10 protein-coding genes are annotated in these 12,559 nt (G+C 63.0%); 3 read left to right on the top strand and 7 right to left on the bottom strand.

What is annotated here, in order from left to right:
• Positions 1 to 3: 3 nt before the first annotated feature.
• From ARC63_RS06180 to ARC63_RS06165, 4 genes are all read right to left on the bottom strand, one after another.
• Complete coding sequence (locus ARC63_RS06180) at positions 4 to 1,272, bottom strand: copper-binding protein CopB (protein WP_005413421.1); 1,269 nt, start codon at positions 1,270 to 1,272, stop codon at positions 4 to 6.
• Positions 1,269 to 3,137 (bottom strand): copper resistance system multicopper oxidase, encoded by a 1,869-nt coding sequence (locus tag ARC63_RS06175; protein ID WP_012480217.1) that lies wholly within the window; start codon positions 3,135 to 3,137, stop codon positions 1,269 to 1,271. The genes ARC63_RS06180 and ARC63_RS06175 overlap by 4 nt, the downstream gene beginning before the upstream one ends.
• A gap of 113 nt (positions 3,138 to 3,250) precedes the next feature.
• Positions 3,251 to 3,670 (bottom strand): transcriptional regulator CopL, encoded by a 420-nt coding sequence (gene copL / locus ARC63_RS22690; RefSeq protein ID WP_012480218.1) that lies wholly within the window; start codon positions 3,668 to 3,670, stop codon positions 3,251 to 3,253.
• Positions 3,671 to 3,844: 174 nt separating this feature from the next.
• Complete coding sequence (locus tag ARC63_RS06165) at positions 3,845 to 4,195, bottom strand: helix-turn-helix domain-containing protein (protein ID WP_043033515.1); 351 nt, start codon at positions 4,193 to 4,195, stop codon at positions 3,845 to 3,847.
• Between the two features lie 121 nt (positions 4,196 to 4,316).
• Here ARC63_RS06165 and ARC63_RS06160 point away from each other — a divergent pair, with 121 nt between their 5' ends.
• Positions 4,317 to 5,075, top strand: coding sequence for a hypothetical protein (locus ARC63_RS06160; protein ID WP_231298593.1), 759 nt, complete (start codon positions 4,317 to 4,319; stop codon positions 5,073 to 5,075).
• A 20-nt stretch (positions 5,076 to 5,095) separates the two neighbouring features.
• Here the strand turns inward: ARC63_RS06160 and ARC63_RS06155 are convergent, their stop codons facing one another.
• Entirely contained in the window at positions 5,096 to 6,148 is a 1,053-nt protein-coding gene (locus ARC63_RS06155; protein ID WP_021201903.1) for a DNA-binding protein, read from the bottom strand.
• A 274-nt stretch (positions 6,149 to 6,422) separates the two neighbouring features.
• Between ARC63_RS06155 and ARC63_RS06150 the strand changes: the two genes are divergently transcribed.
• Together ARC63_RS06150 and ARC63_RS06145 are read left to right on the top strand one after the other, a co-directional pair.
• Positions 6,423 to 8,003: an ATP-dependent nuclease gene (locus ARC63_RS06150; RefSeq protein WP_026070029.1), complete on the top strand. Its 1,581-nt coding sequence runs from the start codon at positions 6,423 to 6,425 to the stop codon at positions 8,001 to 8,003.
• Positions 7,981 to 9,078 (top strand): UvrD-helicase domain-containing protein, encoded by a 1,098-nt coding sequence (locus tag ARC63_RS06145; protein WP_043033512.1) that lies wholly within the window; start codon positions 7,981 to 7,983, stop codon positions 9,076 to 9,078. Before ARC63_RS06150 ends, ARC63_RS06145 begins: the two co-directional genes overlap by 23 nt.
• A 15-nt stretch (positions 9,079 to 9,093) precedes the next feature.
• Here ARC63_RS06145 and ARC63_RS06140 read toward each other — a convergent pair whose 3' ends face one another.
• Positions 9,094 to 9,369 (bottom strand): hypothetical protein, encoded by a 276-nt coding sequence (locus ARC63_RS06140; protein WP_019184735.1) that lies wholly within the window; start codon positions 9,367 to 9,369, stop codon positions 9,094 to 9,096.
• Complete coding sequence (locus tag ARC63_RS06135) at positions 9,366 to 12,557, bottom strand: efflux RND transporter permease subunit (RefSeq protein ID WP_049402758.1); 3,192 nt, start codon at positions 12,555 to 12,557, stop codon at positions 9,366 to 9,368. The genes ARC63_RS06140 and ARC63_RS06135 overlap by 4 nt, the downstream gene beginning before the upstream one ends.
• Positions 12,558 to 12,559: the final 2 nt, after the last annotated feature.

The following is a 12,559-nucleotide window of genomic DNA, read 5'->3' as shown; positions in this document are numbered from 1 at the left end:
CCCTTAGAACCAGGTACGAAGGCCGATGACCAAGCGCGTGTCTTCAAAGGACTCGCCATGCTCGCGTCGCATGTCTGCGGTATTGCCAAACGCGCGCTCGTACACCACGCCGATGTAGGGAGCGAACTTTCGGGTGAACTCATAGCGAAGTCGTAGCCCCGCCTCAGCGGCACTCAGACCCGAACCTATCCCGCGCAATGGATCGTTCTTGCCATAGGCGGTGACTTCCACCAGCGGCTGCAAGATCAGCCGGTTGGTTAGCAGCAATTCGTACTCGGCCTCGACATTGGCGGCAGTCTGGCCCCCTTCGCCGAGATAGGCTGTGGCGGACACTTCGAACTTCATCGGCGCCAAGCCCTGTACACCGATAGCGGCGAAGTTCTGCGATGCCCCAGGCTTGAAGTCATGACGCACACCGGCCACCACATCCCACCACGTGGAGATACTGCGGCCGTAAAGCACTTCCAGATCAGCCGACTCGGTCTGACCATCCGTGCGTTCGCCTTCACTGCGGAGCCAGACGCGATTGAGGTCCGTACCGATCCAGCCCTGGCCCTCCCAGCCCAGCCCGGTGCCCGGATCGGCATCCCAGGTTTCCAGGCGATTGAGCAGCACGTAGCTCTTGATCGAGTTGTCATGCACCGGATGCGCGTGTTCCGGCGCGATGGCCGCCTTGCGATCCGCGTCCGTCACCGCGGGAATCGGGGTGCGCGGCTGCGTTGGCGCTGCAGGCCCGTGTCCCATCTGACTGTGGTCCATGCCCTCCATCGATTGCATTCCCGCTTCTGGTGTAGCGGGCGCGGGCGAATCATGGCCCATCTGCGAATGGTCCATCCCCTGCATCGCAGGCGTGGCCGTGCCGGAGGTGTCGGCTGCAGCGGGCTGTGCCATCTGACTGTGATCCATGCCCTGCATCGACTGCGCCTGCGCTGTGGGCGCCGCAGGTGTGCTCGCGGGCGAGCCGTGCCCCATCTGCGAATGGTCCATGCCCTGCATGGCAGGCTCGGCTGCGTTAGCCTGCGGCTCGGCGTGGCCCATCGCCGCATGATCGATCGTCGCTTCGCTCGTCTTGGCCGGTGTTGCAGGCTTTTGGGCTGGCGCAGGTTTTGATGTCGGTGCCTGATGTGCAGAGTGATCCTGAGTCTGGGTCTGCGCGCCCTGCTCCATCTGCATGGAGCCGTGCTGCATAGATTGGGCGCTGGCCGCATTGGCCAGGGCCAGCGAGATAGCCGTCAGCGCAGTCAGGGTGGTATCGCGTCTATTGATGTTCATTCGTCGACCCTCACCGTGCGCATCATTCCGGCTTCCATGTGATAAAGCAGGTGGCAATGGAACGCCCAGCTGCCCAACGCATCGGCACGCACGCGATACGTGCGTCGGCTACCTGGCGGCATATCCACCGTGTGCTTGCGCACCATGAAGTTGCCGTTGTCGTCCTCCACGTCACTCCACATGCCGTGCAAATGGATGGGATGGGTCATCATCGTGTCGTTAACCAATACGATGCGCATACGCTCGCCGTAGTTCAGCCGCAGCGGCTCGACATCGGAAAACTTCTGACCGTTGAAGCCCCAGGAGAATTTCTCCATGTGTCCGGTCAGATGCAGCTCGATCTCGCGACCGGGGTCGCGTCCGTCAGGGTCTTCAAAGGTGCTCTTGAGCATGGAATACGTCAGCACATGACGGCCGTTATCGCGCAGGCCATTGCCCGGATCATCCAAGCGCGAACTCACGCTCATGGCTTGGTTGTCCAACAGGGGATTGTTGGTCTCGCTAGCAGGGTGTGATTGCATGCCCCCGTGCTGCATGCCTGCCATGGCACCATCGCCGGCGGCGGGCATCGCATGGCCTGCATGGGCCGAGGTCGCGTTACCGCTGACAGGTGGGGTCATGCCAGGCATGCCCATGGCCGCACCACAGCCGCCTTCCATGCCCTTGCTGCCGCCAGACATATCCATCGACCCATGATCCATGCCCATGTCTGCCATCGTCAGCAGCGGCCGGGGATCCACAGACGGAACGGGCGCGCGTAATCCTTCGCGCACAGCGAGCGTGCCGCTGATGTAGCCGGTGCGACCGGAGTCTTGGGCAAAGATGGTGAATGCGTCCTGCCCGGAGGGCTCCACGATCACATCGAAGGTTTCTGCTACCGCGATGCGGAACTCGTCGACGGAAACCGGATGGACATACAAGCCATCTGCCGCCACCACGGTCATCTTCAGCCCCGGAATACGCACATCGAAGTACGTCATGGCAGAGCCATTGATGAAACGCAGGCGCACCTTCTCGCCACTGCGGAACAAACCGGTCCAGTTGCCCAGTGAGGTCGTGCCGTTCATCAGGTAGGTGTAGGTGTTGGCGTTGACGTCGGACAGGTCCGTGGGCGTCATCCGCATCACGCCCCACATCTTGCGATCTTCCAACGTGGCCGACAGGCCGTTGCGCTTCACATCGCGCGCAAAATCGCCGACCGTGCGCTTGTAGTAATTGTCATGGCCCGGCATCTTCTTCAAACGATCGAACAGGGCCGTCGGGTCCAGGTCTGTCCAATCGCTCAGCATCACGACGTAGTCGCGATCGAAACTGAAGGGCTCCGGCTCCAATGGGTCGATGACGATCGGGCCATAGAGCCCGGCTTGTTCCTGGAACCCTGAGTGGCTGTGGTACCAGTAGGTTCCGCCCTGATGCAGGGTGAACCGGTAGTGGTAGGTCTCACCACGTCCGATACCGTCAAAGCTCAGACCCGGCACGCCGTCCATGTTGGCCGGCAAAATGATGCCGTGCCAATGGATGGAGGTGTCCGCGCCATGGATGGAGTTAGCGGGCAATGCATTAGAGACGCGCAAGTTGACCGTGGTGCCTTCCCGCCACCGCAGCAACGGCGCCGGAACGGACCCGTTGACCGTGATCGCGGTGCGGGTCTTGCCGGTGAAGTTCATCGGCGTCTCGCCAATGGTCAGGTCAAACTCAGTGCCCGATAGTACGTTGGGTTGTCCCGGCCCCTTGAGCGCCCAACTGGCTTTGGGCCAGAAACCTAATCCTGCGACTGCGCCTCCCAAGGCCAAGCCTTGGACAAATCGCCGCCGCGAAGGCAGCAGCGGTCCACCGCGTGGACCACGAAAATCATCATGCGACATGAAAATGCTCCAAGCGTCGTGTTGCCACCGGCGGGCGGTGGTACAGAGCGGGCGGCTGGCCTAAACAGGCATGCAAGCCACACCAACGGCGCCATTGCGGCGCCTAGGGACGCTTAGCCGATCGGTGGTCGGATCAGATGAGGCAAGGCAGGTGCCGCATGCCCTAGGGGCAGCGGCATGACATCCAGGCCCAAGGCCAGTTGCACCGAAACATGCAGGCGCGCAGGAAGTGCGCTCGCGCAAGCGTGTACGCAGGCGCACCGGCACGCAGAAGACTTGCAACAGTCGGGACCGGCATGGTCGCCATGCCCAGTGCCAGCCTTTTCAATCGATGTGGCATCGGGATGATGCTCAGCACTGTGATGGGCGAAGCAGTCTTCGTCGACTTGCACCGCGGCAGCCACTTCGCTGGCCTGCTCTTCCATGACCGGGTTCATACTGACGGACGCAAACGCCGACCACGCGCCGTTAAGCACGAGCATGGCGATCAGGAACAGTCGCAGTAGAAGTGAGGAGGCTGACACGGGCGACATGGTATATCACTTTAGACAAGGCGCGTGTGTATCGGTCGTGAACAAAATCTCAAGTAAGCCTGAGATGTCGCGACTTGTCAGTCGCACTAGCCGCGGACACTGCAGCTCCCTCCAGAAGCGCCCAAAGGGCGGGTTGAGGCGAAGAGTTGCCCATAGGGCGAGCGCTTGTTCGGTTTACTTCTCGGGCGTGGCCTCGATCAGCTTCACCAACTCGCGCTTCTGCTGCTTGCTTAGCGAGCCCCAGCGCAGGAGCAACTTGGCCAGCAGATCATCGTCGGTGTAAAGGAAGGCGGCGGGGATCCCCAACGCTTGGGCCAACCGCTCAGCAATCTCCAGCATGGGCTCGTGCTTGCCACGCTCGTACTGGTTGATTCGGGGGCTGGCCACGTGAGGATCCAGACCGGCCCGGATGCCCAACTCCTTCTGCGACAAACCCGTGTGCAGGCGGGCTTGTTTGAGGCGTCGAGCGAAGGTCGGTGTTGAGTCGACGGACAAAGTCACGCGCGCACCCCATGGAGACCCCATAAGGATGGCGGATGTACCCAGCCTTGCATACTAAGATATTCTTAGCTTTGAGGCAACCGGCGACACCGGTAGCGCCGCCCCCCCCCAGGAGCCACGCCGCTCCCTCATCCCCGGAAACCGCATGCCCGGAACCTCGTCAATGACGCCATCTGGGGTCGCCAGCATCGAGGAGTTGGGCCTTCGTGGCACCCTTTTCCTAGCCGCACTGTTAGCCGCGCAGCTACGACGCCTACCGGTGGCGCCCACACGCCGCTCCACCTTGCTGGTGCTGGACACGCTGCGAGACTTGGCCTTGATCCAAGTTCCCTGGCCAGCGGATCGATGGCAGATCCGCCCCGATGCCGAGGTCACGCCCATCGAAGATCCGCAATGTGCTTTCGCCTGGTCTACCCACGAGCGCAGGCACCTGCTCCCGGTGCTGGAAGACCAACTCGGCGATATGGCACACGATGTAGACTTGGCGGACGCGAAACTGGAGCTGTGGGATGAACTTGCACTCTGGGAGACCGAGCAGTTTCTGGAGCAGCAATTGCTCAAACATCACTTCGACCCAGGCTGGGCACGTGATGTGGGGTTCGTCTTTCAATCCGGACCGCGGGGCTTGCCGATCGCGCGGTGGCGTTACTGCTGCTGGGCGGCGGTACGCCAAGGTGCCTCGGTGGCGATGCGTCTTGGCGTGCACGACAGCGCCCATGTGCGGGAAGCCATCTTTCAGGAGGTCCAGAAGCGCCTGCGCTACCTGATGACCAGTTCGCCCGAGCAAGGCATGTTCAAGCCCTATCATTTGGCACCGGAGTCCTCAGTAGCCAAACTGTTTGTAGATTGGGTCGTCCCTATGGAATGGGCGTACTGGACAGGTGAGCGCCACCCCAGCCGCTAGCAGACAAACGAGCAGCCTCGTCAGTCGGCTCCCCCATCTTGCGCATGGCCGCGCCGAGTTTTCTTCACCGCATTTTGTGCTGGCGTCAGTTGATTCAGTAGAGGCTCTAGCGCTTCAAGACGTGCATTGGCACGCAACGCATCGGCTTCAGCGCTCTCGCGGCGCTCACGCTCCCGCGCAAGGGTGTCTTGAACTTGAGCTAGCTCGTTGCGCATGGTATCCAAGGTCTTGGCGTCAGTCTTCCAGCGCTCCTGCAGTGCCAAATAGTCCGTCGCGGTCTGGCGCAACGCCACGACCTCGCTGTGTTGGCCTTCGTGGGCCTGTCGTAGCTGGGCAAGCTCACGCTCAATCCGCCCGTGGCGCTCCAGCCATTGACCATTGTCGCGGTTCAGCACCAACAGCTCCTGATTCTTCGCGCCCAAGGCTTCATTGGCCTGACGTAAGGCTACTTGCAGCTCTTGGACCTGATGCTCGTGACGGCGAAGCTCTTGCTCACGCTGCTCTTTGGTTGAAGTGCGGTAGTGCTCAAGCGCTTCCCGGGCATGGGCATGCTTGTCCTCCAGAGAACGCGTATGCGCCTCATGATCAGCCAGCCGCACCGTCATGCCAGCGATGCGCTCGTTCAACTGGGCGATTTCCGCGATCCTGTCACCTAGATTCTGTTGAAGGAGGGCGTGAGCAGCTTGCTCTTGGTGCAGGCTTGCTTCGGTGCGCTGCAGCCGACTGCTCAAGGCGGCAGCCTCCTCTTGGGCACCGGAAAGCGCCTGTTGCCGACTGTGGAGCTCAGCCTGATGGCGCTCACGCTCCTGGGTGAGGATGGCCTCTGCTTCCTCCTGGAGCCGCGAGGCCAAGCGCGCAACCAAGTCCTGCAAAGCATCACTAACGGCTACCGTCCTCGCCGGACCGCCGCCTTCCTCTCCTTCCAGTTCACGCAAGTAGCGGTGGATCGTGGTCTTGGAGCCCGTGTTGCCCAAGGCCACTCGCACCGCGTCGACTGACGGCTTCTTGCGTTGGGCCAGCAGCGCGTCGCGCGCCTTCTGGACGTCACTCTTATAGAGTCCTGCGCGCGCCATCGTGCCACCTCACTTTATTTCGTAATGTATTACATACCATGTAATTACATACTATTAAAGCAGGTAGACGACCGCTCGTCGGCGAAAATAGTTATACGGGATAATATTGAATTATCCCGCGTAAGGCGGATTCTGACCCTTCCCGGCGTCCCAAGCAGTACGAAACCGCCCAGGGCCGGCGATCGCTGGGTAGTATGGCCCAGAGCGGAAAGGAGGCCAGCCAGGGTGCAGGCAGGCTCCGCCACCGAGCCCGTTGGCCATCATAGGACTGTGCATGCCGATCGAACGTATCGTCATCGACAACTTCAAGTCGTTTCGCCATCTGGACCTGCCCCTCAATGCCCACATGAACCTGGTGGTGGGCGACAACGAGGTCGGTAAATCCACCCTGCTGGAGGCCATCCACGCGGTGGTCACCGGCCAGCTGCATGGGCGCAATCTTGCCTACGAGCTCACGCCCTACCTGTTCCACCAGCCCACGGTGCAGGAGTACTTGGGAGCGCTTGCCACGGGCACGCCGGCCTCGCCGCCACGGATCTCCATCGAAGCCTATCTGGGCGCCGACGCCGCGCTGGCGTCGTTACGCGGCACCAACAACTCCCTGCGTCTGGATACCGCCGGCATCCGGCTGCTGGTCGAGCTCAACGACGACTACCGCGAGGAGTTCAACGCCTACCTGCAGCAGCACCAGGGCGCGGTCAGCCTGCCGGTGGAGTACTACACGGTGCGCTGGTACTCCTTCGCCAACAATGGCGTCACCGCCCGTAGTATTCCGTTCGACTCGACCATCATCGACACGCACGGCATCAAGACCTTGTCCGGTGCCGATCGCTATATCGCCGGCATCATCGAGCAGGCACTGACGCCTGCGCAGCGCGTCTCGCTGTCGCTGAGCTTCCGCCGCATGCGGCAGAGCTTTTCCGAAGAAGCGGATGTGGCAGCGATCAATGCCTACTTGACCGAGCACACCGGGGACATCAGCCACAGGGCATTGACGGTAGGCGTGGACACATCGCCGCGCTCAACGTGGGAAACCAGCCTGTCACCCTACCTGGATGAGCTCCCGTTCACCCAGGCCGGCAAGGGCGAGCAAAGCGCGGTGAAGATGAAGCTGGCGATGCACGCGGCCGGCGCGGCTCACGTGCTGCTGATCGAGGAGCCGGAGAACCATCTGTCCTATTCCAGCATGACCCAGCTGATCGACAAGATTGCGGCCCTCTCCACCGCCCAGCAGGTGATCATCGCCACCCACAGCAGCTTCGTGTTGAACAAGCTGGGCGTGGACAACGTGATCCTGTTCAGCGCGCAAGGCCAGATGAAGCTGGACCAGCTGCCCAGCGATACCCACGACTATTTCATGAAGCTGCCGGGCCACGACACGCTGCGGTTGATCCTGGCCAAGCAGGCGATCCTGGTGGAAGGCCCTTCCGACGAACTGATCGTGCAGCGTGCCTACAGTGACCATCACGGCGTGGCGCCGATGGCTCACGGCGTAGACATCATTTCGGTCAAGTCGTTGGCATTCAAACGCTTCTTGCAGATTGCCGATCGACTGAGGATTCAGGCCAAGGTGATCACCGACAACGACGGTGATATCGCAGTTGTGCAAGAGCGCTATGCCGAGCACATCAACGCGATCTATTACGATTCCGACGAGAGCGCCCCTTCGCTGGAAGAGCAGCTGATCAAAGCCAACTCGCTGGCCGAACTCAATACCGTGCTGGGCAAGGCCTTTGCCGATGAGGTGGCGCTGCTCAAGTACATGAAGGGCCATAAGACCGATACGGCCTTGGCGATTTTCAATAGCCCGCACTCGATCAGGTTCCCGGACTATGTCCAGCGTGCCATCACCTAACCGGGTCCTGCTCTCGGCAGCCGGCTCGGGCAAGACCACGTTGCTGGTCCGGCAGGCCTTGGAGCGACCTGAGCGCCGCATCGCGATTGTCACCTACACGCTGGAAAACCTGGAAGAGATCCGGCGCTCGTTTGAGGCCCACGCAGGCGCGGTCCCCGCGCATGTCACCTTGCACAGCTGGTATGGCTTTCTGCTGCGCCAGTGCATTCGCCCGTACCAGGCTGCGCTTTGCCCTGAGCCTCGCATCGAGACCATCCTGTTCGTAGAAGGTGTCACCAACAACCGCGCCCCACGCACCCAGGTGGCGCGCCACTACCTGGCGGGCAACCGGATGTATTCGGACCGAGCGGCCGATTTCGCTGTGCGCTGCGATGAGCTGACCCAAGGCCAGGTCGTGGCGCGATTGGCGGCGATGTACGACGAGCTCTACATCGACGAAGTCCAGGATCTGGCCGGCTTTGATCTGGATCTGGTCGAACGGCTGTTGAAGAGCGAGATTGCCATCACGTTGGTAGGCGATACGCGCCAAGCCACGTATGCGACCAACTATGCGCAAAGGTACAGCCAATACCGTGGTCCGAATCTGGCAGCGCTGTTTCAGATTTGGGAGGCCGACGGCTTATGCCGGCTGGATCACCGCCTCACCAGTCTGCGCTGCGTCCAGGCCCTGTGCGATATGGCTGACACGCTCTATCCGCAGATGCCGCGGACCCAATCAGGCAATGGCGAGGTCACCGGACACGATGGCATCTACCTCGTCGCTCCAGGGGATGTGGCCGCGTACATGCAGGAGTTCGCCCCCACCGTGCTCCGGCATGACCGGCGGCAGGCGTGCGACGGACTGCCGGCGGTGAACTTTGGGCAGTGCAAGGGCCGCACCTACAGTCGGGTCCTCATCTTTCCGAACGGGCCGTTGACGCAGTACCTGCGCACGGCCGATGCAGCGCGTATCACCGCGCCGCCGAAATACTACGTGGCCTTCACCCGGGCGCGGCAAAGCGTGGCCTTTGTGTATGCCGGCGCGTGCGCGTTGCCGGGTCATCAGCTCTATGCGCCTGCCAGCGCAGACGCATAGAGCCAGGGGCTGCGATCACATCTTCTTTAACGGCGCCGCGGTGGGCGGCGGCGGTACCGGGCCCGGGTCGTTGAAACACAGCATGATCTGATCGATGCCGAATTGATCGGCCAGGACCTGGGCAATCACAGCATGCACCAGGTCCAGGTCGACCGAGGGCGCCGCGACCGTGATGGTGGCCGCGATCGCACGGCCATGCTCACCGGCGACCAGGCGCAGGTCGTCCACCGCTTTCACGCCCGGGTCGGTAAACATCGCCGCACGGACCTGTTCCAGGTTGAGCTCGTTCATGGGGACTCCAAAGCAGTGCTACCGGCGCGGGGAGCTCGGTCGCGATGCAGCCAACGATAGAGCACCGGCAGCACCAACAAGGTCAATGCGGTGGATGAGACGATGCCGCCGATGACGACAGTGGCCAGCGGCCGCTGCACTTCCGAGCCAGCACCGACATTCAAGGCCATGGGTAGGAAGCCCAGCGAGGCTACCAGGGCGGTCATCAACACCGGTCGCAGGCGTCCAAGGGCGCCGTCGCGCACAGCGTCGTCTAGCGGATCGCCCTGTTCGCGCAGACGGCGGATGAAGGCGATCATGACCAGCCCGTTGAGTACGGCCACGCCCGACAGCGCGATGAAGCCCACGCCGGCAGAGATCGACAACGGAATCCCGCGCAGAGCCAGTGCCAGCACACCGCCGGTCAGCGCCAGCGGCACGCCACTGAACACAATGGCCGCATCCTTGGCCGAGCCGAAGGCCATGAATAGCAGAGCGAAGATCAACGCCAGTGTCACCGGAACGACCACGCCCAGGCGTTGGGTGGCCGAGATCAGCTGCTCGAAGGTGCCGCCGTAATCGATCCAGTAGCCCTCTGGAAGCGCGACATCCTGGCCGATGCGTGTGCGCAACTCGCCGACGAACCCGCCCAGATCGCGCTCGCGCACGTTGGCGGTGATCACCACGCGGCGCTTGCCGTTCTCGCGGTTGATCTGATTGGGCCCGCGCTCTACCTGGATCTTCGCCACTTCCCGCAGCGGCACCGTGCGAGGCCCCCCATTGGCGCCGGCGGCCAGACGGCTGGACTCATCGACACTGGTGCTTGCCGGCAGCGGAATGGGCAGATCTGCCAGCACAGCGGGGTCTTGGCGCTGCGCTTCGGGCAGGCGCACGACCAGGTCGAAGCGGCGGTCGCCCTCGATCAACTGGCCGGCAACACTGCCCCCAATGGCGGTGGCCACCGTTTCCTGCACATCGCCCGGGTTCAGGCCATACCGTGCCAATGCCGCCGGATCTGGCGTGATGGTCAGCAGCGGCAGGCCGGAGACCTGCTCGGCCTTGACGTCTTCGGCGCCGGGGACGCTACGCATGACCCGCTCGACCCGGCTGGCCAGGCGCGTCAACTGGTCAAGGTTGTCGCCGTAGACCTTGACCGCCACGTCCGAACGGACGCCGGAGATCAACTCGTTGGTGCGCATCTGGATGGGCTGGGTGAACTCGTAGTTGCTGCCCGGGATTTCCTTGGCCGCCGCCTCCAGCTCTTCCACCAGCTCGGCCTTGGGCTTGCGCGGGTCGGGCCACTGGTCGCGGGGCTTGAGCATCAGGAAGGTGTCGGCCATCGACGGCGGCATAGGATCGGTGGCCACCTCGGCGGTGCCGATCTTTGAGAAGATGTTGGCCACCTCCGGGAACTGGGCCAGGCGCTTCTCCAGCGTTTCCTGCATGGCCACCGACTGCTCCAAGCTGGTGCCGGGAATACGCATGGGCTGCAAGGTGATGTCGCCCTCATCCAGGCTCGGCACGAACTCCGAACCCAAGCGGGTGGCCAGCACGCCACAGCCCACCACCAGCACGGCCGCGCCGGCCAGCACCACCACGCGCCGACGCAGGGCCCAATCCAGCAGCGGCGTATAACGGGCACGCGACCAGCGCATCAGGCGGTTGTCGTGCTCAGCCACACGGCCGCGCAGGAAGCTGGCGATCGCCGCCGGCACGAAGGTCAGCGACAACACCATGGCGCCGGTCAGGGCCAGCACCACCGTGATCGCCATCGGGTGGAACATTTTTCCTTCTACCCCGGACAGCGAGAAGATCGGCAGGTAGACCGCGGCGATGATGCCCAGGCCAAACAGGCTGGGACGGATCACCTCGGCGGTGGCCGAGGCGGTCAGGTCATAGCGCTCTTCATCGTTGAGCTGGCGGCCTAGCGCGTGCTGCGCCTCGCCGAACCGGCGCAGACAGTTCTCGATGATGATCACCGCCCCGTCCACGATCAGGCCGAAGTCCAGCGCGCCCAGGCTCATCAGGTTGCCCGACACGCCGCCACGCACCATGCCGATGATGGTGAACAGCATCGCCAACGGGATCACCGCCGCGGTGATCAACGAGGCGCGCACATTGCCCAGCAGCAGGAACAGCACCACCACCACCAGCAGCGCGCCCTCGATCAGGTTCTTGGACACCGTGCCGATGGTGCGATCCACCAGCGCGGTGCGGTCATAGACGGCCTTGGCATGGACGCCGGCAGGCAGGCTGGCGTTGGCGGCATCCAGCTTGGCCGCGGCCGCCTGGGAGACTTCCCGGCTGTTGGCGCCGAACAACATGAAGGCGGTACCGACCACGACCTCGTGGCCATTCTGGGTGGCCGCGCCCGTGCGCAGCTCCTTGCCTTCGCCCACGCTAGCGACGTCGCGCACCCGAATGGGCACGCCATCGCGCCGGTCCAGCACGATGTTGCCGATTGCCTCCAGATTGGCTAGCTGGCCCGGCACGCGCACCAGGAACTGCTGTCCGTTGCGCTCGATGTAGCCGGCGCCGATGTTCTGGTTGTTGCGCATGACCGCGGCGACCACGTCGTTCAACGTGAAGCCCAGCGCCACCAACTGAGCTGGATCGGGAGTGATGTGGATCTGCCGCTCGAAGCCGCCGATGGTGTTGACCTCGGTGACGCCGGGCGTGGTGCGCAGCTGCGGCCGGATCACCCAGTCCTGCAGGGTGCGCAGGTCCGTGGCCGTGTACGGGGTGCCGTCGGGCTTGCGAGCGTTGGGCTCGGCCTCCACGGTGTACATGAAGATCTCGCCCAACCCGGTGGAGATCGGCCCCATTTCCGGGTCCAACCCTTCGGGAAGCTGGGAGGCGATCTGCTGCAGGCGCTCGGCGACCTGCTGGCGGGCAAAGTACAGGTCGGTGCCGTCCTTGAAGACGACGGTGACCTGCGAAAGCCCGTAGCGCGACAGCGAGCGGCTGTAGTCCAGCTTGGGCAGACCGGCCATGGCCGTTTCGATGGCAAAGGTGACCCGTTGTTCGGCCTCCAGCGGCGAGTAACCCGGGGCCTGGGTGTTGATCTGGACCTGGACGTTGGTGATGTCGGGTGTGGCGTCAATGGAAAGGTGACGGTAGCTCCACACGCCCAGCGCAACCAGCGCAGCGGTGAGCACTAGCGTCAGCCAGCGATGGCGGATGGACAGCCCAATGAGGCGTTCGAGCATGG

It is taken from the genome of Stenotrophomonas geniculata ATCC 19374 = JCM 13324, from assembly GCF_001431625.1.
GTDB lineage: Bacteria > Pseudomonadota > Gammaproteobacteria > Xanthomonadales > Xanthomonadaceae > Stenotrophomonas > Stenotrophomonas geniculata.
This window is presented reverse-complemented; position numbering and strand designations above follow the sequence as displayed.

Bases quoted from the DNA above. Each gene is read 5' to 3' on its own strand.
- ARC63_RS06150 (WP_026070029.1), top strand. From the start codon at position 6,423: ATGCCGATCGAACGTATCGTCATCGACAACTTCAAGTCGTTTCGCCAT.
- ARC63_RS06175 (WP_012480217.1), bottom strand. From the start codon at position 3,137: ATGTCGCATGATGATTTTCGTGGTCCACGCGGTGGACCGCTGCTGCCT.
- ARC63_RS06145 (WP_043033512.1), top strand. From the start codon at position 7,981: ATGTCCAGCGTGCCATCACCTAACCGGGTCCTGCTCTCGGCAGCCGGC.
- ARC63_RS06140 (WP_019184735.1), bottom strand. From the start codon at position 9,369: ATGAACGAGCTCAACCTGGAACAGGTCCGTGCGGCGATGTTTACCGAC.
- ARC63_RS06135 (WP_049402758.1), bottom strand. From the start codon at position 12,557: ATGCTCGAACGCCTCATTGGGCTGTCCATCCGCCATCGCTGGCTGACG.
- ARC63_RS06180 (WP_005413421.1), bottom strand. From the start codon at position 1,272: ATGAACATCAATAGACGCGATACCACCCTGACTGCGCTGACGGCTATC.
- copL (WP_012480218.1), bottom strand. From the start codon at position 3,670: ATGTCGCCCGTGTCAGCCTCCTCACTTCTACTGCGACTGTTCCTGATC.
- ARC63_RS06155 (WP_021201903.1), bottom strand. From the start codon at position 6,148: ATGGCGCGCGCAGGACTCTATAAGAGTGACGTCCAGAAGGCGCGCGAC.
- ARC63_RS06165 (WP_043033515.1), bottom strand. From the start codon at position 4,195: ATGGGGTCTCCATGGGGTGCGCGCGTGACTTTGTCCGTCGACTCAACA.
- ARC63_RS06160 (WP_231298593.1), top strand. From the start codon at position 4,317: ATGCCCGGAACCTCGTCAATGACGCCATCTGGGGTCGCCAGCATCGAG.